Origin of the sequence: Aequorivita sinensis (assembly GCF_006346335.1) — a bacterium.
Taxonomy (GTDB): domain Bacteria; phylum Bacteroidota; class Bacteroidia; order Flavobacteriales; family Flavobacteriaceae; genus Aequorivita; species Aequorivita sinensis.
Window position 1 is genome coordinate 1 of sequence record NZ_VDMC01000017.1, and the last position, 19,957, is coordinate 19,957.

A 19,957-nucleotide genomic window follows, 5' to 3' on the forward strand; every position below is an offset into this window, starting at 1 on the left:
TGACTGTTATTACAACTCTAAAACTGACGAAATTATAGCAATACCAAGTTTTACAATCATTTCGGACGATGAAGCATTTATGGAATGTTTTGGACGAGACTTGGGAAAAGTGGAGAAAAATAAATTTAACAACCAATAACAAGAAAGGTTGATAGAAATACACTGTATTCTGCGCATTAATCCCATTCAATTAACCATCCAATCCTGCTTTCAAAACCTCAATTAATTCAGCTCTGTAATTTCGTGAAACAGGATACTGTTGATGGTCATTGAGTACCACACTTTGTCCTTCTAATTTTTCAATGTGGTCAATATTGATAATATGTGAACGATGACAACGGAATAACTTATCGTGTATTTGTTCATAAACTTTTAGTGGTTTTGAGGAAAGTATCACTTTGTCTTTTAGTTGAAATTTACTGTACATTCCATCTGCGGTAATGGATAGTATTTCGTGAATATTGATGAAATAAGTTCCTTCATGTGATTTAATCACAATGACATTTTGATTCTCAATTGTTTTTAATTGCTGATAGGTGTTTTCTGTTTTCTTTTCTTTTAAAATGCGCTCCAAACATGCAGAAAGTTCAGTGTACTCTATTGGTTTTAGTAAATAATCGAAAGCTGAAAGTCTTATCGCTTGAATGGTATATTGATCATATGCGGTGACAAAAATCAATTTGAAATTGAATTCTTCTTCATTTAAAAATGATTTGATTTTTAATCCAATATGTTCGGGCATTTGAATGTCCAAAAATACAACATCAGGTTGCTCTTTTCGAATTAAATCAACCCCTTCCATCAAACTTTTAGCTTCACCAACTAATTGGTACGGAAGTCCGAGTGATTCTATTGAAAAAACCAATAATTCTCTTGGGTTAGGCTCATCATCGATAACAATGTATTTAATCATTTTCTTTCACTTTTATGGTGGTTTTTGTTCCTTGGTCAGTAGAAGAGACTTCTAAATCAACACTAATCTCATTGAGGGAGTTGATATACTTAATTCGCTTTCTAATCGCTTGCATTGCAAACGAATCAGATTTGTTGTTTTCTTGGTTAATTTGATTGGCTTTTTCTATTCCAATCCCGTTATCACTAATTTCTAGGGTGTAAGATAAATCATCAATTTTATGAAGAATAATGCTGATCTTCTTTTCGCCATGTTTATGTTTTAATCCATGATGGATTGAATTCTCTGCAATGGGTTGTGTAATTAAGGATGGAATTCTAAAGTCTTCTAAATCCATTTCTTCATTGATATTCATCTCAATATTCAGCTTATCTTCAAATCGATTTCTCTCTAATTCTAAATAGTTATTGAGAATGTCTAATTCTTGCCTTAAAGAAATCAGTTCTTTTTGTGAATAGTTTAATATTCCACGCATTAATGAAGAAAATTTCTGAACCATTTTGAAGGCTGCACCTGTTTCTTTTTTTGCAATTTTCAATTGAATAGATGAAAGGGTGTTGAAAACAAAGTGTGGATTCATCTGAGATCGAATTGCGGTTAGTTCCGATTTAAAAACCCTGGCTTTTAAACGCTCTTCTTGTATTCTTTTTAGGTTTTCCTTTCTCATGGTAGAGAGTCTCTTTTTTTGGATGCCGATTAACAAAAGAATGACGGAAATAAAAACAACGAGAATAAACCAAAACGATTTATAAAAAGGAGAATTAACATAGATTTTTACAGGATAATTTGTTGTGTTTTCATTGGTTTTTAGAATAAACGCTAATGTTGAATTTCCTTCTGGAACGAAAGCCATATTAAACTGGAAAGCATTTTGCTGATTGGCTTCCATTTTTGTCCATTCATCTTGGTTTCCTAATGTGTAATACAACTCATAATTGGTGAAAAAAGAAAGGTCTTTATTGGTTTTTAAAAACAACTCTATTCCCTTGTTTTGATGAGATAAGTTAATGGTTTCGGTGATCATTTCACCATTCTTTTGACTAATGATCAATGCTAAGTCTTTTGGAGGAGTTTGGTATATGAATTCCGAATAGTTATGAATTATATACACATCACTTAATGTTGTGATAAGTAAGTCTGTCTTATTCTTCGAAATATTAACAATGTCTTTCCCTTTTGTAAGCTGTGCTATAAAATTTATTTTTCTTACCTGATCAATATTTGCGTTGTATAAAACGACTTCATTTTTGTTATAACAAAGTACTTCTTCATCACTTATTTTTGTGATTTTCCGAATGTTTTTTAATGGAAGTTGTGTTGAATTTTTAGTCTTAAATTCAAGCACTTCTCCATTATAATCAAAAAGATAAATGAGATTTCCAAGTTTATTGACTGCAATAAGATTTCTATTTTGTTCGATTGTCTTTTCAATAGAATAGTCACTTCTATTGATGATTATTAATCCTGTTTTAGTACTTAAATAAAACTGTGAATTTATTTTGTCAAAATAAATGTTGTTATGCCACTTTCCTTTGTTAATTTTAATCCCTTTTGTCAGATTTTGAAAATCTTCAGAAGTAGCCACAAAAACATCGCTATCTACATAAATAGCTTTCGTGGAGTGAACCTTTTCTGATTCAATTACAGTATGTGTATTTAAGTCAATCACAAATAATCGATCACAGTAAACATATAAAAGGTCGTCTTTGTGTGCTATAGATTGTACTTCTCCATTTTTAGTCAAATGGATTACCTTCTTGATGTCTTGTTCGATGTTCCACGAAATAAGTGAACCGAGATTAGTTCCCAAAAATAAATTCCCATTCGTCAAATAAGACGCTACAATTTTTTCCTTTCTTTGAAGAATAGAGCTCATGTCATTTTTCATTATCTCAGTAGAAGGAATTTGAAGTACTCCTTCATATTTCGTCCCCATCCAAATATTCTCAAATTGATCAAATGAAATAGCATGAATAGGCGTTCCTTGGTAATAATGTTTCCATTTTTGTTGCTTAGGAATCCATATTGACAATCCATCATTATGACCTATTGTAATCAAACCATTTTTTTGAATTTTAATATCGTATAGTTTTACATTTAAAAGTCGAATAGGTAAATCAAATCGCATATTGATTTGACCTGATTTTTGATCAAATTCATAAACCATGTTTTCAGAAACGAGGTAATTGTTTTCTTTAGATGTGAAGACCTTGCGAACTGACTTTTTAAATTGTGTTGGAATTTTACATTGTTTTTGTAGGTTATATAAGTCAATTGTATTATGGCTTTGTCGGATTAAGAAATAACCCTTTTCTGTTTTTATAAACCCATGATGATACTGATCAATTCCAAAATCTATTTTCTTGAAATTAGTATTCTGACCAATAAAAAGTGAGTTCGGTGTAGTTACAAAAATTGAATCTTTGATGACCACTAAGTCTTTGATGTTTTCCTCAAAATGTTGGATGAGTAAAAGACTATCATTTTTTAATTGATAAATACTGTTGTTGAAACTTAAGGCGAAAATATTGTTTTCTTGCAAGTATATTTTATGAAAAGTTTCTTCTGATTCACTATGAAGTGGTGATAGCACTTTTCCTGTATATCTGAATAGCCCTTTTTCTGAGGCAATCAATATTTCATTCTTGGCTTTATATTCGACAATATCATATACAGTTCCGAAATGTTCATAGTCAATAGGAATAGTCATTGGTTCATTTTCCTGACTAAATAGAGGGAAACAAAGTAAAAATGTGATGAATGCTATTATGTTATGTTTAAACATATTCAAAATTAATATAAAAAAAATCGATGGTTTTGTCGTTTAGCAATTATATCTGTTGTTCAGCAATTGCTTACAAATAATTTGACCTCTTCTTGTTTAATTTGCTCTGAATTTAAAATAAAAATCTAAGAAAAATGAACAAGTTAACCCTGATTATCGCATTACTTTGCCTTGGTAACAGCACTATGGCTCAGCTAGGTGCGTTAAACAAAATGAAAAATAAAATCGAGAGTTCTAAAGCGAGTGTAAAGTCTGCATCAATGCCTGTTATTGGTGAAAAAGAATTAGATGAGCAAACTTATGCGGACCATGATCGATTGTTTGTGGCAGAAAACGGTCAAATGATTATTAAAGGGGTACACACCGCAGATTATACAGATGATATCAATTTCTCAGGTAATTATTATATCAACACTTTTGCCATTGAAGCACCAGCCAATCAATTCAGCAAGGATACTACAAAAGCTTATTTAGGGTTTGCAATTGAATACGACCAAGAAAAACACACTATGCAAATTCATTGGGATGAAGGAAACTCAAATTATGCAATGGTGCCAGATCGATATAAGTCATCTGCTGACAAAGGAAATGTAATGTTTCAAATGGGAATGACAGGTGGACCATCTTCTTGGTATAATGCAGAATGTTTATTGTTAGAACCAGGTGTAATTTTAATAGGTGCTAATGTATACCATAAAAATGATGAGATTGGACACCAGTGGATGAACAATATTACACCAGAATCTTTCATCATCGCTGCCAAAGACACTACGAAGTTTAAAGAGTACCAAAAAAATGTAGAATACACATCGAAAGTTGTATTTGAAAAATTTGATGCTTTGCGTGCCATGTGGAAAAACGATGAAATTAAAGATGCGAAGCCATTGCCTGCAGAAGGAATGAAAGACGCGGCTTTGAAATCTGACGCTTTGGCTTTGATTCAAAGAACTGCAAAAGGGTACAAATGGAAAGAAGAAGTAATCTATGCTTATGTGACTTCAACAGATTGGGAAATTAAAAAACATCCTTTTACTGGAGCAACATTAAAACGAGTAGCCAAAGCTATTGTGGTAATGAAAACACCTCAAGGTAATTATAAACGCGAAGGTTTTTACATCGCTCAAGATTATGTTGGAGGAGGAAACTTTGGAAAAACGTATATGCTGTATAACGACCAAAGAATCTACTATGTGAATCCAAATGACGCAATGAAATATAAAAACTAATCAACATATAAAGAATATGATGAGAAGGGACAGATAGTGTTGCGTGATCCTAAGAATATAAATATTATAAAATGATTCGATTTTTCATTATCGTAAAATAAAAACTCTTCTAACCTTTCACCAGCAATTGCTATTTAAAGGTTGAGAGCCTTTTGGATTCGATATCTTCATATTTTCTAAATAACCAAAATAGAGTTAGGTGACTGCAATGAAACCGTTAAACTTTGCAGAATATAATAACTCATTTTATGCTAAGAATTATAGTCCCTTTTAGTGACAATCGAGTCCGAGCTGGGATTCGATGAGGAAAGAACGCGTGGGGACTCGCACATTAGCAGGGGGCTTTTAAAGGAACTTATACGACAAATTACAATCAATTTATAGATGAAGATACTCGATTAAAAAGTAAAGATATGAACGATTTAAAAGTTGTTTGGACACCTGAAAAAATAATCTTTGCTGATGGAACAACTTTTGAATAAAATCTATGACAACAGTGGCGATAAGCAAAGTTAAGAGCTAACCCATTCAACTACTCATAGCCGAGGTCTTTATAGGCAAGCTAAATTATTTGCCGGTCCTAAAATGAACAAACTATTATACACAGAAATCGATGATATTATTAAAATCCTTGTACGCTTTGTTGTCTAAATCAAAAGCTAGTGATAATAGAAAAGCTAGCGATTTAACAGACAAAACCGAAAATTATATTGGGTTGGACTCAAATAAAATTAAGTTATTACAAAAAAAATATAACTGTGATGACCAAGAAGAATTAGTTATTAAATTGCAGGAAAAGGAATTGTATAATGAGGAATTTACGGAAGAAGAAAAAATTTTTTATGACAATCCTGAATGGGAATTTATAAAAAGTATTGCGGAACTGGGTTTCATTCTATATAGAGAACATCAATACGGTAAGTCGGTAGCTATAAACGAATTAATAGAGGGCTATTACCAAATTCACTTAGATGAACATCAAAATCCTTTCAAAGAATTAATAAATTTTACTCTGAAGTATTTTGATAGGTTTTTTGTTGAAAACCCAATAGAGGCTGAGAAATTATTAAAACATTCATTTCCAACTATGCACTTATATATTAAGCGACAAATTTCCACCCAGAAAAGCGAAATAACAAGTAGGGTTCCCATTGATGAGCAAAGAGCATTTGATGAGTTTTTAATCTTTTGCAAAAACGCTTTTTGTTCGCATTATCCAGATAAAACTATTCGGGACGAACGAATAAAATATAATTTCAAAATTTTTCATAACAGCTTAATTCAATTTATCGATGCTGAAGAAGCAAACTTATAAAATGTCAGCCCACAACATATGTGTATAAACTTTAGCATTCAAATGTCGCATAAAATTTGCTTCTTTTTAGCCCATTTGTTGTCATAAAATATAAACATAGACACAGCTATGCTTAGTTTTTCTTCCTAAACTGAACTAAAAATAATTCAAATTTTTCATACAACTTTTAAAAGTTAAATTGGTATAAGTGCCGGAGGGGGTGTGTTTGATTATTAGTTTATCTTGTATTTGTTGTTTTGGAATGGCAATTATATGTTTTGGGTGACATTTTAACTGTCCTCCCGAACTTTGATGTATTCACTACATGTTGTTATAAAGTCCCTAATTTCTTTTCTTATTACGATTATTTGTTCTTAATGATTTTGGGGTTTATGGTGTTAGAATCATATTATTTAGGTGTAATTGTTGACAATTATTTGACAAGATATTACTTCCCGAAATAAAATTTTAATTATTCGTGCTATGTTTGAATGTGATGGTGTAGTTAGGGTGTATATGCTGATAATGAGAATTTAAGTTCTATGAGAACCAACGCGAGGGGACTCGCGCACTAGCGGTGTAAAGTTCGATATAACGGCCGTTTGCGCTGCGCTCAATTCGTTTTTAGGGGTTATATTGCTTGCTATAACACAATTATCCACTCAGCAAGCTTTAAAAATCGAATTCCCGAGAAATTTCATAAAATTCATGAAATACGGAAATCTTAACCCTAAAACTGAATTTAAAAGAAAATTAGTGTAGTTTTGAGACAGACTGCCGTTGTAGGGCATTAAAAAACTGACTAATTGAGAATAGAAATAATCAACAGTGAAATCATTGACTTGAAGGAGTTCGAGTTGAATTGGAGATGGGAAAAGACTCATAACCCAGATATTTCTGATTTAGAAAAAGCTCAAATTGAACCAGTAAGTGAAATAGAATCAAAACGGTTAAATAAGGTAATTGACTATTTTGAAATTGAAGATAATTTAAGCAATGACTTTATTGAAACTGATTGGATAAGTGCAAGCAGTGAAAATGACGAAAAAATAGACACATTTCGCAATAAACTCACCTCAATTCTTGATACTTGGGACGAAAATGTGATTGTTACTTGGAATCGAACTACGGCACTGAAGACAACTAAAGAAATTTTTTTAAAATATTGGGACGACTTCTGTTATCCGAGCTCAGATGATGTGACTATAATTTCAGAAGAAACCAATTGGGTAATGTTTTATAGGCATTTTGAAGTTGCGAATATTTGGACAAGAAAAAAATGAAGTACAAGAATTATAAATCGGCTATCCACAATTTTACTCACTCTTTTATGAGCATTGACTACTTGAAAAGTGGTCGACTTGCAGTAAATGTGCTTATTGACTTGTACAACCTCGGACTTGAGCCCAAGACGACTTTTGACTTTATCAACAAGACCATTCAACCAATTGACGCAGAGTCAAAAGAGAGTAAGCAATTAATGAACGACTATTTAGATTGGTTACCAGACCACTTTGACAGCCATAATTGCGACCTGACAAAATTGGAAAGATTAGAGACAACAACTTGGATTGACTTTGATAAGGCATTTAGTCCACCGAGAATGAATAACGCAATTGAATTTACAGTCAATGCTATAACAAAATGGAAAGCCGACGGTAGAAACGATGAAATTATCGAAATGTCACAAAATGAGTTGATCAAGAAGAATTATTTGAAATTGAGAATACCTGAATGGAAATAAAAACGCCCTACAACAGCACCTAAGAAAACATGGGGCGGGCGGTGGTTTTAGCTAAGTTCGTTCTTCGTGGCTATCTTTGTCGCGGGCGGACAGGAAAATGCTTCAAAAAGCCCCACGTCTCTTAGCTGCGACACGTTGTACACAATTAAAAAAACTGAAACATGAAAAGAACAAGTATGGCAATCGCTTTATCATTTATGAGTCTTGGCTTATTTGCTCAAGAAAAGTATATGAAAGACATAAATGAGACTATAGAGCTTTCTAAAAAGGTTGTTTCATTGTTTAATGACAATAAAATCTCTGAATCCTTTGACCAGTTAACTCCTTATTGGCCAATGCCACAAAATGAACTTGAGTCGATTGAGGAAAAAACCATTAAATATCTAAATATAATTGAACAACGATTCGGAAAATCCATTGGAACAATAAAAGTAAAAAATGAGACTATCTCTGATATAGCAATTAGAGAGACCTATTTAATAAGATATGAAAATACTGCAATACGATTGATTTTCACTTACTATAGAAACAATAATGGTTGGATTGTAAATGCGTTTAAATGGGACGACTCATTTACTGAAGAATTTAAATAAAAACTGTGTACAATAACTAAGCATTCGTGTGGTCGGTACGACCCAACATGAATGCAGTGTTGACTGAACCGGTGTATGTCGGTTTGCCCTTATGGGGATTGGTCTAGTTTGGGATGGGTTTTCAGGAGTCGGTTTTCCCTGATTTGGGATCGTTGACTGCAATTTTTGATGTGGCCGGTTACCTTTCTATATTAAATTGAGTTACCGAAAATACTATGTTATTTCCTGCAGTGCGCGCAAAGGCAAAAAGCATTGGCAATAATTTGATGTTGCTTTAATGGAAAGAGTTTCTGTTTATTAAATTATTGCTTATGCTGCGCCTTTCGACTGCGCTCAAGATAAACTACACCGAAGGCTCTTACGGTTGAAGGAGTGTAGCTTGCGGAACGAGAGAATGAGTAAGTGCAGGAGGTGGTGCGTTTGATTATTTGTTAAATTGCTTTACTACTTCGGTATGTTTATATTTTTTGAGTGGAATTGGTATTAAATGTTACTTGATTGCGGAATCCCGTAATAAAATAAGATTTATTTGTGCTAAGTTTGAGGGTGATACCGTAGTATTACGGTATTGTTCTTAAATAGATATTTTAGAGTTTAAGTTTAATTAGAATTGAACGCGAGAGTCCCGAAGCTTCGGGAGCACACTAGCGGAGTTTTGTACTGAATTTTGGGATAGCACATATAGAAAAAGGTTTGTTAATTAATAAAATGCAAAATATGATAATTTCAGGAGAAATAAAAAACATTGATGAATGGTATATTAAAGCAGGTCCGAAAAATAGAAAAACTCAATGGGCCGTAAATCATAGTGCATTAGAATTTGCAAAACTTGTTTTAGATATTTCTTTCGAAAATGATATTAAACAAAACATTCTTGATAAAATTAGTGCTAATCAAAAGATTATTCTTGCAATTCCAGAACAAATTTCAAAATTAGACGATTACATTGGTGGACAAAGAAATCACGATTTAGCCTTGTTTACAAGAAATGAATCAGAAAAAATAGCTGTTTGTTTTGAGGCAAAAGTAAATGAAGATTTAGGTGTAAAATTATCAAGACAATGGGAAGAAGGATATAAGAAAAATTCTAATATTCATAATCGAATAAAAACCATTATTGATTGTCTCTGGCAAAATTCTCGAATTGAAAATTATAACGAATTAAAATATCAATTATTAACAGGATTATTTGGAACAATAAAATTTGCAGAAAAACTAGAAATTAAAAAATGTGTTTTTTGTATTTATCAAATTCAAATAGATGAAAAAACAAAAGTTACTAAAACTGAGAAAGAGATACAAAAACTAGTAGATTGTTTTAACGTTAATGATAAAGTTGAGAACAATAAATTATTTGGTCCATTTAAGACAATATCGAATATTGAATTTTATATTTCTTATTTGAAAAGAGAAAAAATTGAAGATTAAACATCTACTTACATCATCATTTAAAAATCATTTCAGTTTAGCACTAAAACAAAGGTAGTTGCGTATTTGATGTATCTGATTTTCATGTGGGAAATTCTCGAATTCAGTTTCCTGAAGTTTGTCTGCCAAGCAATTTGCCCAAAATAATTCACTTTAAAATGTCCCTAAGTAAAATCATAATTCGTCACAATGCTATTATCAACAAGTTAAGACGACAAAAACAAGCAACATTTGCTGAGATTTGTGATTACCTTAAACGTGAGTCCGATATTCGAGGGGAGGATTTATGCATTTCAAAACGGACATTTATTCGGGATATTGACCAGATAGGTGAAGTTTATGGCATTTACATAAAATACGATTTTTCGTTATGTGCATATAGGATTGAAGAGGATCTTTCAGATGATTTACAAAAGCGAAGACTTGAAGCTTTTGATATATTCAATGCCCTAAAAATCAAAGAGCGGCAGGAAAAGCATATTTTATTAGACACGCGTCAAAGTACAGGAACAGCGCAGCTATACGACTTGCTGCACGCAATTAACAAACACCTGCAGGTTTCGTTCAGCTATCAGACTTTTTATCATGAAAACGCCATAGAACGTACAGTAAAACCTTTGGCAATCAAAGAATTCAAATATCGTTGGTATCTGTTTGCACAAAGTACTACAGATGAAAAAGTGAAATGCTACGGCCTTGACCGAATGAGTAATTTACAGATTTCTAATACTAATTTTGTTCCGTTAACAAACTACAATTTGTCTGAGGAACTAAAATACTGTTTCGGTATTGTGAGCCCGAATGCAGAAAAACCAAGCGATATAGTTTTATCTTTTAATCCGTTTAATGGTCTGTATATCAAAACATTGCCTTTACATCATACTCAGCAGATTTTACTTGATACTGCAGATGAATTGCGCATTTCACTAAAACTTTACCTTACTGACGACTTCATTATGGAGCTTCTATCCTATGGAGATAAGGTAAAAGTTCTCCAACCCGAAGAACTTGCCAACAAGTTGAGAACGACTTATGAGAATGCTTTATGTTCGTTAAGGAAATTAAAATAGACTTAGGACGGTAAGACTTAAGACATAAGACAAAAAAGCATCGAAGAGCCTATTTTTTTGTAAAACCAGAAACAGTCATACGTCTTATGTCCTTTCTTCCTATGTCAAATTAGAACGTTAGGTTGTTTTACGGACAATCATTAAATTCTCTAAAAAATATTAGAAATCTTTCCCGACTGCGCCATTTTTTGACACGGTGACTTCGGAGTTTTGCTCAAAATAAATTTAAAATATTATGAGTGAAATGAACACACCAATCGATTTAGGATCGTGGGAAGAGTATCAGGAAAACTACCCAAAAAGTAAGCTGCACCGACTTCCCGATTTTCCAGTTCCTTCCCGTTACGAAAATGATTACAATGGTTATTTAAAGGTTCTGGCTTTCGAGGGCGCAGTAAAACGCTATGGAGTACCATTACCCAGAAAAGTAACAGAACGATTGGAATCGGAACTTTTGGAGATTCGTTCAGAAGACAATGAACGCTTCTTTTTAATTATCTCCGATATGATACAAGAGGTAAAAAGGATGGGGTTTTTTGTTGAATATGACGGAAGTTTTAAAGATTTTTTGTTGTGTTATGTCTTAAATATGAATGATATAGATCCTTTGAAGTACGGGTTGTCAAACATATTAGGTTCACCTATTAATACCATTTTTTTTAGTGTAGGAGGGAAGGCTAAAGTGATGGAATACCTTATCAAAAAATATGGAACAGAATCTATCTGGCATACTGCAGCTCATTCGGACAACAGGACAACTTCCATAGATCCATCATCTATTGCTATTGTTTCAAAAACATTAAAATCGTTCTTTCCTGTACTTTTCTCCAAAAAGGAAGAAAGAGAGGTTTGTTTGATTCAACGTAATACGCTTGAAAGACTGGGACTTCCTATGTTTAGATTATTTGATCTTAACAAAAATACATTTCTCTCTAGTCAAATTATAAAAAATCGCAGCATTAAACTTGACTTGACTAGCATTCCTCTAAATGATTCCAGATTCCTTGAAGATGTTGTTAGTGAAAAAGCTACTGATTTTGATCCCTTAGTACAGAAGTTAGTTATACAACTTCAACCAACTACTATTGAACATTTAGCCGTGTTGTTTTCGATGCCTTCTCATAAGATGCAAGTCAAGTTACTCAAGTATATAGCTTTAAAAAACGGAACAAAGCCTGTAAAATATCTCTTGCCTGAAATGGAAAGCATACTCGGCGAAACCTATGGGCTGATTATTTATAGAGAACAACTAATGTTATTGGCACAGAAATTAGCGAATTTCTCTAAAAATGATTCAGGAGAATTTTATAAAAACATTCGCTTTAAACCTATACAAAACCAATTTATTGAAGGTTGTGTTGCCAACGGTTATTCATTAAAGGTCTGTGAAAAAATTATAAAGAAGATTGGAAAAGAAGGATATCCTGTTTGGAGTAAATATAGAGCAGTCTTACAGGCTGCAACCGCCTATCAAATGATGTGGTTAAAAGCTCATTATCCTGAAGAATTTAATAACGAAATCAATAAGCAAAACAAAGAGGAAATATAATTCTTATGAAATACAAAAATTACCAACGGAATCACGTCATCGTAAAAGGGCAGGAAAAAGCCTTGGAAGAATTTTTAAATTCGACAACCCTCATCAACGGGAAACAACAAAAGCACAAACTGCGACATTACTGTTCTTCAAACAGTGAAGATGCCTTGACTTGGTCGTGCTTTGACACATTACGCAATTACAAACCCGAAAATTTAAGAGATGCCCTAAATGAAATTATGGAAGACTCTTTTGAAGGAAACAGTCCTTTCGATTTTAATAAGGAAAAAAACATAAAAGTTGAAATCGGTAAGGAATACACTGCACCTAGTTTTCTAAATAAGAAAGAAAAAACGGAAGTTGATACAAGCATAGAAACAGATGACAAGCTGATTTTTATAGAAGCAAAATTGTATTCGTTGATTAGTCTTCCAACAGCTATTCAGCCCTACAATCAAATTGCTAGAAAAATCCGGGTTGGATTAGATTATGCCTTAAGCAATAACAAACAGTTTTATTTTATATTTCTTGATATTGCTCCATTAGAAAAATCGTCATTACGTAAATCCAAAGCTGAAGCAGAAGCAGCTACTTATACTTTTGCAGACAAATGGAAAAGTGCTTGGTGGTTTAATTATTACAGAAATAAAAGAAGTTTGAAACCCTTAAAAGATATTTTGGCAGACCTTACAACTAATGAAGAAGAACTAAAACAAGTACAGCAAAATATGGGGTGGCTTACTTGGGCAAGTTTATTTAAAACAGTATTGCGAGCAACGATAAAATAAAGAGCTGGTTTGTAAAAGAGTCGACTAAAGGAAGAAAACCTTTTAGAATTATATTTTATATTTGATCCACTTGGATAAGAGGATAAGCACAAGCAAATACCCGACATCAAAATGAAAATTGCAACTTGGAATATTGACCGGCTCAAAACGAAAAAAAACATCCCGGTTATTACGGAGATTATTAAGGAAATAAACGCTGATATTTTGATTCTCACAGAATTTAACAATCTTTTGGAATTGCCTTTTTACAAACATAAAACTGAAACTTTACCGCTTCCAAGACAACCATACAACTACGCAGAAACTGAAAGAAGAGTTGCTATATTTTCACACTTTCCTATTAATAAAACCTACAAAACTTATGACGCCGAAACTTCCTGCTGTGCTGATATTGAAACAGTTTTTGGTGAGCTAATAGTTTATGGAACAATTGTCGGAATTACCGGTTATGCGGATGCTAATTTTAAGTCTGATTTCAAAAGCCAAATTGAAGATATAAAATCGCTCTCCCAACTTGGAAATCTCTGCTACACCGGGGATTTAAATACTTCTTTTTGTGATAATTTCTATTTCACTCACTTCGGTCGAGATAATTTTAACAACTGTTTTAAACAAAATAATCTTAAAAATATTACCAAAAACATACCTAATACCATTGATCATATTGTTGTTAATAAAGCTTTTATGACAAATTTAGATATTGAAATTACGGAATGGAATGTTGATTTAAAACTTTCTGATCATAAGGGGATTTGTGTAAACTTTAAAATAGGCAATTAAAGAAATGGAGTTCGTATCTGTTTTGTTAGGGAGTGGAGGAGCTTTCTGTTTACCCGTCATCGACACACTCTATTTATACTTTAATGTCTTTCTCTTATTGTGAAGCCACTAGAAAAGTGGAAGTAGGTTTGAAAAAATGATTTTGAGTTTTTCATTTACAGTATTTCTTCTATTACGCCTATGAATTGGATTGCCTCATCATTTCTTCTAAGAGGTTTTCTAGGGTTTGTTCTTTTGTTAGATGCGTTAGTGAGTATTTTGAGTTTTCCGTCATTTTATATGCTGTGCTTCCCATTATGCGTAAGTCTTCAATGTTTTTGATTGTGGTTTCTAAAGCCACAATATTTAATAATCTTCTCATTTGATCGGAATTTAAATGAGGAGTTCCTTTTGCCTTTAGGAAGGTGCTAAAATATTTAATGTATTTCATCGCTTGGAATTATTCCACAATAGTGGAATAATTCAAAATCAGAGTGTTTTAAGGACGATAAATTATCGAAGTTTTTTAGGATTATTTTGACAAATGTGTCCTTGTTACGGTTTCCCGTAATGAAGTGGTGTAGCATTGCTTTATGTTTGTGGGATGGTTGACCATTCTTTTGGAACGATATTTCTTAGGGATGAGAGAAATTATGGTTGTCACACTATGCTCCCGAAGTTTTGGGAGCGGGGGAGAAGCCAACGTTTTAATGTAGAATTATAATTGTTACCTATTTCCTTAGGACCTTAAGTTTATAAACTATTCAATTTACTGATTATCTTAACCAGAATATTGCCACTTCGGGAGCGTTCATTTTATTTGAGTGTTCATTGTCACTGAACAGTGTAAAATTATGAACATTTTTTTGGCGCTATAAAAGGAACCCTACCTACGTTGTTCTTTCAAAGTTACAACAACATAATATCCAAAATATATAATGTGTAGCTTTTTACTTAACAACGAAAATTGTTGTTGCAGCTTTCAGTTACATCTATACTTTTTATAACCCGTTGTGCATTATGATTTAAAAGAAAAAAGTTGTCCATATTACTGATAATCAGTATCTTGTTTTAGCTATAAAACATTATATATGAACAACTTAAGTGCAAATTACGAAAGAATATTGGAAGTTTTAAGAAAAATATCAAAAGATCAACTTTTACCCTATCAAAGGCGTGAACCAAAGCTCTGTGACTTGGAACTGATAAGTTTGAGTTTAACGGCTGAGTTTATGGGCATAGATAGTGAAAACGATCTTTTCAGAAAACTTCCCGAAATGATATATACAAAAATTGAGCGAAGTGTATACAACAGGCGAAGGCGAAGGCTCGCCAATGAGCTTGATAAAATTCGCTTAAAACTGGCATCGCATTTCAATGAATTTGAAGATTATTTTGTCGTTGACAGTATGCCTTTAGAGGTTTGTAAGTTGTCCCGCAGTTCACGTTCTAAAATATGCAAAGAAGACGATTTTGCTTTTCCTGACAAGGGGTACTGTGCCGCACAGAGTGCTAATTATTATGGATACAAACTGCACGCGGTTTGCTCTGTAAACGGTGTTTTTCAGAGTATTGACCTAAGCCCTGCTTCCGTGCACGACATCAATTACCTAAAAGATATCCAGATGCAGATGGGCGACTGTACGTTAATTGGCGATAGAGGTTATTTGTCTGCAAAAATACAGCTCAACCTTTTTGAAACCTGTAACATAACGCTCAACACACCAATGAGAAGGAACCAAAAAGAATATAAGAGGCAACCCTATATATTTAGAAAAAAGAGAAAAAGAATAGAAACGCTGTTTTCACAATTATGTGACCAGTTTATGATAAGACGCAATTATGCAAAGTCCTTTAAGGGATTCAAAACAAGGATAATCTCAAAGATAACGGCACTTACAACTATTCATTATATCAACAAGTTTATCTTTGGCAGAAACATCAACAATATTAAAATCAGCATTATTTAAAATGCACAACGGGTTACATAAATAATTATTTACCAGAAAAGAAAAATTCTAAAACTATAAAGAAAGTTATACATAATAACATTATAAACATCATAACATACAGAAAGATTCTGCTTAATATAAAAAATACTGATTTCGATGAAAACCCTGAAATAGTAATAAATAGTAAAAAAGTTCATATTGAGGAGTATTTACAGAAATTTCAAAAAAAATTACATAAAAATTTGGACTCAATTCTTACGATTAAAGAAAGACTTCCTACCGAACTTTTGAACTATTCTTTACTTCTAAAACGACATCCATATTTCATTACTGATTTAAAGGATTTGAAGAACTTCAATAAATATGTTGATTCTTATGACTTACTTTCGAACAAACTTTATTTAGAATATAAAAAACTATAAAAAAACAGTGGCTAATAACTAAGCATTCGTGTGGTCGGTACGACCCAACATGAATGTCCCGCACCTGCGGGATTGACTGAACCGGAGCTAGTTGGTTTGCCTCTATGGGGATTGGTCTAGTTTGGGATGGGTTTTCAGGAGTCGGTTTTCCCTGATTTGGGGTCGTTGACTGCAATTTTTGATGTGGCCGCTTACCTTTCTATATTAAATTGAGTAACCGAAAATATTATGTTATTTCCTGCAGTGCGCGCAAAGTCAAATAGCATTCGCAATAATTTGATATTGCTTTAATGGAAAGAGTTTCTGTTTATTAAATTATTGCTTATGTTTCGTCTTTCGACTTCGCTCAAGATAAATTACACCGTAGGCTCTTACGATTAAAGGATTGTAGCCTGCGGAACGAAAGAATGAGTAAGTGCTGAAGGTGGGGTGTTTAAATCGATCTTGAGAATTTAAGTTCAATGAGGAAAGAACGCGAGGGGACTCGCGCACTAGCGGGGGTGGTAAATATCAAGGTTTGTAACCCGCTCAAACTGCGTAGCGGTTTGACAGGAAAGTGCCACGCAATCTGCCACTACTCATACAATTTACCGTTAGGTGCAACCCTGTCGAACATCCGTACATAAATCGACAACACTCTAAAAAATCAAACTCATTTAACTTTTATAGTCAGTTGAAATTTATTTCAATAAAATAATTGATTATTAAATTCTTTATCGTAATATTGCAATATAGAAATAAAGAAATGGAAACAGAACTAACAAAACCAAAGGATTTTACAGACAGCCAACACGAAATTGCTCATACTATAAAAGCATTGGGACATCCTGCCCGGGTGGCTATCATAGAATATTTATTATCAGTTGACACTTGTATCTGCGGAGATATTGTTGATGTACTTCCTTTAGCACAGCCAACTGTTTCAAGGCATTTAAAAGAACTTAAAAATGCAAAACTAATTAAGGGAACCATTGAAGGTAACACGATTTGCTATTGCATTGACGAAAATACTATTGAAGAACTGCAAAAATATTTTACAAATATTTCGGCAAAACTTACTCTAAAAAACAAAAATTGTTGTTAATCATATAAATAATACAAAAATGAAATTATCACAAGTAAAAGCACTTTTACCAACTTTAGAAAATGTAACATTCAAATTGGAAAACGGCTCTTTCGTTCCAGAACATTTTCACGTAACCGAAGTCGGAATGGTTATAAAAAACTTCATTGATTGTGGTGGAGTAATTCGCACAGAAAAAACGGTAAATTTTCAGCTATGGAATGCCGATGATTTTGAACATCGTTTAAAACCTGCTAAACTTTTAAACATCATTAAACTTTCCGAAGAAAAATTAGGCATTGAAGATGCAGAAATTGAAGTGGAATATCAAAGTGAAACCATAGGAAAGTACGGTTTGGCATTTGACGGAACAAATTTTATTTTGCAAAACAAAACAACTGCTTGTTTAGCACAAGATGCGTGTGGAATTCCGTCCGAAAAAGCAAAGAAAAATTTGGCTGAATTAAACCTAACCCAAAGCAATTCCTGCACACCGGGTGGCGGATGCTGCTAGTTAAATATAGACAAAAAAACAAATTGCGAATGGACAAAATATTCGATACCATAGTAATTGGAGCAGGGCAGAGTGGTCTGGCATGTGGCTATTACCTAAGAAAAGCGAAACTAAAATTTCTGCTTTTGGATAAGCAATCAGAACCGGGGGGCGCCTGGCTGAACGCTTGGGATAGTTTAACTCTTTTTTCTCCTGCAGATTACAGCTCCTTGCCAGGTTGGCCAATGCCCAAAACAGAGCAAAAATTCCCGCTGCGCTTACAAGTGGTTGATTATCTGATGAAATATGAACAACATTATCAATTACCCATACAACGAGGTGTTGAAGTTACCCACATCTTAAAAGACAATGGTATTTTTCATATTCATACATCCAAAGGTATATTCCAAGCAAAAACGGTTATTTCAGCAACTGGTACATGGGGCAACCCCTACATTCCAAATATAAAAGGTATTGATAAGTTCAGTGGTATCCAATTACATTCCGCACATTATAAATCACCTGATAATTTTAAAGGGCTTAAAACTTTAGTGGTTGGGGAAGGAAATTCAGGGGCACAAATCGTTGCTGAAGTTTCGAAAGTTACGGAGGTTAAATGGTCAACCAAAAAAGAACCCCAATTTTTACCGGATGATGTCGATGGATATTACCTCTTCAATGTAGCATCAGCAAGATACAGAGCAGAAAAAGAGGGCAGGCCATTCGATGCTTCAGCATATAATTTAGGAAATATAGTGATGGTGCCGCCCGTAAAAGAGGCGCGAGAAAGAGGTGTGCTTACTTCGTCGGGTTCCTTCACGGAGTTATATGATCAAGGAGTAATTTGGAAAAATGGACAACAAGAACAGTTCGATACAATTATCTGGTGTACAGGTTTTGGTTATGATACCAAGCATTTAAGAACTGTTGTAACACTCGATGAGCGAGGCAGCACGGAAACAATTGAAAGTAAATCCACTACTACAGATGGATTGTGGTTGGTAGGTTATGGCAATTGGACAGGCTATGCATCCGCAACCTTAATTGGATTAAACCGAAGTACAAAACAAACGGTACAGGAGATAGAATTTTTTTTAAACTCTTAACGAATTAAAAATGAAAATTGCATTATTTAGTGACATTCACGCAAACCTACCCGCATTAGAAGCCTTTTTTGCAGATGTAGAAAAAAGAAATCCCGACAGTATCTATTGTTTGGGCGATTTGGTGGGCTATAATATTTGGCCAAACGAAGTGGTAAACGAAATCCGTAAAAGAAAAATCCCAACCATTGCAGGAAATTACGATTTTGGCATTGGAAGAATGAGCAACGAATGTGGTTGTGCTTACAAAACAGATAGTGAAAAAGACAACGGAAACATTTCTATTTCATTCACCAATTCTTTGATGAAAGATGAAGAAAGAGCCTATTTGCGTGCACTTCCGGCACATATCAAAGTTGAATTTCAACTGAATGAAGACAAGCTGAATTTACTTTTGGTACACGGAAGTCCGAGAAAAATAAACGAATACCTTTTTGAAGACCGTGAGGAAAAAAGTATGCTTCGCATTATGGAGCAAGCCGATGCAGACATTATGTGTTTCGGACATACACACAAACCGTATCACAGAGTTTTAAATTCGGGAGTTGATGGACAAAATCATTTCAGACACGCCATCAATATTGGGTCGGTAGGCAAACCAAAAGACAGCGATGTAAGAGGCGGTTATGTAATGCTTTCGATTAATGAAAACAGTTCTGTGTTGGACAAAGACAGCATCAAAGTAGAATTTATTCGATTTGAATACGACATTGAAAAAGCTGCGAAAGCCGTAGAAGATAGTCCGCTGCCTAACGAATATGCAGAAAATTTAAGACGTGGTTATTAA

General features: G+C 33.5%; 18 protein-coding genes. 15 read left to right on the plus strand and 3 right to left on the minus strand.

Annotated features, from left to right (window positions below; translation table 11 throughout):
• Window positions 1-190: 190 nt before the first annotated feature.
• Window positions 191-913 carry a LytR/AlgR family response regulator transcription factor gene (locus FHP04_RS12760; protein ID WP_139856526.1) on the minus strand — a complete coding sequence of 241 codons (723 nt, stop codon included), beginning with the start codon at window positions 911-913 and terminating at the stop codon, window positions 191-193.
• Window positions 906-3,698, minus strand: coding sequence for a sensor histidine kinase (locus tag FHP04_RS12765; protein ID WP_139856527.1), 2,793 nt, complete (start codon window positions 3,696-3,698; stop codon window positions 906-908). The genes FHP04_RS12760 and FHP04_RS12765 overlap by 8 nt, the downstream gene beginning before the upstream one ends.
• Window positions 3,699-3,832: 134 nt before the next feature.
• On the opposite strand from FHP04_RS12765, the gene FHP04_RS12770 reads away from it, so the two are divergent.
• The 10 genes from FHP04_RS12770 (at window position 3,833) to FHP04_RS12815 (ending at window position 14,158) form a co-directional block, all read left to right on the plus strand.
• Window positions 3,833-4,924, plus strand: coding sequence for a hypothetical protein (locus tag FHP04_RS12770; RefSeq protein ID WP_139856528.1), 1,092 nt, complete (start codon window positions 3,833-3,835; stop codon window positions 4,922-4,924).
• A gap of 613 nt (window positions 4,925-5,537) precedes the next feature.
• Window positions 5,538-6,239 (plus strand): hypothetical protein, encoded by a 702-nt coding sequence (locus tag FHP04_RS12775; RefSeq protein WP_139856529.1) that lies wholly within the window; start codon window positions 5,538-5,540, stop codon window positions 6,237-6,239.
• A 785-nt stretch (window positions 6,240-7,024) separates the two neighbouring features.
• Window positions 7,025-7,501, plus strand: coding sequence for a hypothetical protein (locus tag FHP04_RS12780; protein WP_139856530.1), 477 nt, complete (start codon window positions 7,025-7,027; stop codon window positions 7,499-7,501).
• Window positions 7,498-7,962, plus strand: coding sequence for a hypothetical protein (locus FHP04_RS12785; RefSeq protein ID WP_139856531.1), 465 nt, complete (start codon window positions 7,498-7,500; stop codon window positions 7,960-7,962). The genes FHP04_RS12780 and FHP04_RS12785 overlap by 4 nt, the downstream gene beginning before the upstream one ends.
• 161 nt (window positions 7,963-8,123) lie before the next feature.
• A complete protein-coding gene (locus FHP04_RS12790) occupies window positions 8,124-8,555 on the plus strand; it encodes a hypothetical protein (RefSeq protein WP_139856532.1) in 432 nt (143 codons plus the stop codon).
• Window positions 8,556-9,272: 717 nt separating this feature from the next.
• Window positions 9,273-9,983 (plus strand): DUF6946 family protein, encoded by a 711-nt coding sequence (locus FHP04_RS12795; RefSeq protein ID WP_139856533.1) that lies wholly within the window; start codon window positions 9,273-9,275, stop codon window positions 9,981-9,983.
• 158 nt (window positions 9,984-10,141) lie between these two features.
• A complete protein-coding gene (locus tag FHP04_RS12800) occupies window positions 10,142-11,053 on the plus strand; it encodes a helix-turn-helix transcriptional regulator (protein WP_139856534.1) in 912 nt (303 codons plus the stop codon).
• Window positions 11,054-11,288: 235 nt separating this feature from the next.
• The gene (locus tag FHP04_RS12805; protein ID WP_139856535.1) at window positions 11,289-12,602 is read left to right on the plus strand and encodes a DNA polymerase III subunit alpha; all 1,314 of its coding nucleotides are present in this window, start codon (window positions 11,289-11,291) and stop codon (window positions 12,600-12,602) included.
• 5 nt (window positions 12,603-12,607) lie between these two features.
• Window positions 12,608-13,378: a hypothetical protein gene (locus FHP04_RS12810; RefSeq protein ID WP_139856536.1), complete on the plus strand. Its 771-nt coding sequence runs from the start codon at window positions 12,608-12,610 to the stop codon at window positions 13,376-13,378.
• 111 nt (window positions 13,379-13,489) lie between these two features.
• Window positions 13,490-14,158, plus strand: a complete 669-nt coding sequence (locus tag FHP04_RS12815; RefSeq protein WP_139856537.1) for an endonuclease/exonuclease/phosphatase family protein — start codon at window positions 13,490-13,492, stop codon at window positions 14,156-14,158.
• A 178-nt stretch (window positions 14,159-14,336) separates the two neighbouring features.
• Here the strand turns inward: FHP04_RS12815 and FHP04_RS12820 are convergent, their stop codons facing one another.
• Window positions 14,337-14,588, minus strand: coding sequence for a hypothetical protein (locus FHP04_RS12820; RefSeq protein WP_139856538.1), 252 nt, complete (start codon window positions 14,586-14,588; stop codon window positions 14,337-14,339).
• Window positions 14,589-15,228: 640 nt separating this feature from the next.
• On the opposite strand from FHP04_RS12820, the gene FHP04_RS12825 reads away from it, so the two are divergent.
• From FHP04_RS12825 to FHP04_RS12845, 5 genes are all read left to right on the plus strand, one after another.
• Window positions 15,229-16,107 carry an IS982 family transposase gene (locus FHP04_RS12825; RefSeq protein WP_139856539.1) on the plus strand — a complete coding sequence of 293 codons (879 nt, stop codon included), beginning with the start codon at window positions 15,229-15,231 and terminating at the stop codon, window positions 16,105-16,107.
• A 1,149-nt stretch (window positions 16,108-17,256) separates the two neighbouring features.
• Entirely contained in the window at window positions 17,257-17,595 is a 339-nt protein-coding gene (locus FHP04_RS12830; RefSeq protein ID WP_139856540.1) for an ArsR/SmtB family transcription factor, read from the plus strand.
• Between the two features lie 19 nt (window positions 17,596-17,614).
• On the plus strand, window positions 17,615-18,088 hold the full coding sequence (locus tag FHP04_RS12835) for a DUF6428 family protein (protein ID WP_139856541.1): 474 nt from the start codon (window positions 17,615-17,617) through the stop codon (window positions 18,086-18,088).
• A 29-nt stretch (window positions 18,089-18,117) separates the two neighbouring features.
• On the plus strand, window positions 18,118-19,173 hold the full coding sequence (locus FHP04_RS12840; RefSeq protein ID WP_139856542.1) for an ArsO family NAD(P)H-dependent flavin-containing monooxygenase: 1,056 nt from the start codon (window positions 18,118-18,120) through the stop codon (window positions 19,171-19,173).
• 10 nt (window positions 19,174-19,183) lie between these two features.
• Window positions 19,184-19,957 carry a metallophosphoesterase family protein gene (locus FHP04_RS12845; RefSeq protein WP_139856543.1) on the plus strand — a complete coding sequence of 258 codons (774 nt, stop codon included), beginning with the start codon at window positions 19,184-19,186 and terminating at the stop codon, window positions 19,955-19,957.

Excerpts from the sequence above, each read along its gene's own strand:
- FHP04_RS12820 (WP_139856538.1), bottom strand. The coding sequence starts at position 14,588 with ATGAAATACATTAAATATTTTAGCACCTTCCTAAAGGCAAAAGGAACT.
- FHP04_RS12795 (WP_139856533.1), top strand. The coding sequence starts at position 9,273 with ATGATAATTTCAGGAGAAATAAAAAACATTGATGAATGGTATATTAAA.
- FHP04_RS12775 (WP_139856529.1), top strand. The coding sequence starts at position 5,538 with ATGATATTATTAAAATCCTTGTACGCTTTGTTGTCTAAATCAAAAGCT.
- FHP04_RS12805 (WP_139856535.1), top strand. The coding sequence starts at position 11,289 with ATGAGTGAAATGAACACACCAATCGATTTAGGATCGTGGGAAGAGTAT.
- FHP04_RS12825 (WP_139856539.1), top strand. The coding sequence starts at position 15,229 with ATGAACAACTTAAGTGCAAATTACGAAAGAATATTGGAAGTTTTAAGA.
- FHP04_RS12815 (WP_139856537.1), top strand. The coding sequence starts at position 13,490 with ATGAAAATTGCAACTTGGAATATTGACCGGCTCAAAACGAAAAAAAAC.
- FHP04_RS12790 (WP_139856532.1), top strand. The coding sequence starts at position 8,124 with ATGAAAAGAACAAGTATGGCAATCGCTTTATCATTTATGAGTCTTGGC.
- FHP04_RS12835 (WP_139856541.1), top strand. The coding sequence starts at position 17,615 with ATGAAATTATCACAAGTAAAAGCACTTTTACCAACTTTAGAAAATGTA.
- FHP04_RS12840 (WP_139856542.1), top strand. The coding sequence starts at position 18,118 with ATGGACAAAATATTCGATACCATAGTAATTGGAGCAGGGCAGAGTGGT.
- FHP04_RS12830 (WP_139856540.1), top strand. The coding sequence starts at position 17,257 with ATGGAAACAGAACTAACAAAACCAAAGGATTTTACAGACAGCCAACAC.
- FHP04_RS12810 (WP_139856536.1), top strand. The coding sequence starts at position 12,608 with ATGAAATACAAAAATTACCAACGGAATCACGTCATCGTAAAAGGGCAG.
- FHP04_RS12770 (WP_139856528.1), top strand. The coding sequence starts at position 3,833 with ATGAACAAGTTAACCCTGATTATCGCATTACTTTGCCTTGGTAACAGC.
- FHP04_RS12845 (WP_139856543.1), top strand. The coding sequence starts at position 19,184 with ATGAAAATTGCATTATTTAGTGACATTCACGCAAACCTACCCGCATTA.
- FHP04_RS12785 (WP_139856531.1), top strand. The coding sequence starts at position 7,498 with ATGAAGTACAAGAATTATAAATCGGCTATCCACAATTTTACTCACTCT.
- FHP04_RS12800 (WP_139856534.1), top strand. The coding sequence starts at position 10,142 with ATGTCCCTAAGTAAAATCATAATTCGTCACAATGCTATTATCAACAAG.
- FHP04_RS12760 (WP_139856526.1), bottom strand. The coding sequence starts at position 913 with ATGATTAAATACATTGTTATCGATGATGAGCCTAACCCAAGAGAATTA.
- FHP04_RS12765 (WP_139856527.1), bottom strand. The coding sequence starts at position 3,698 with ATGTTTAAACATAACATAATAGCATTCATCACATTTTTACTTTGTTTC.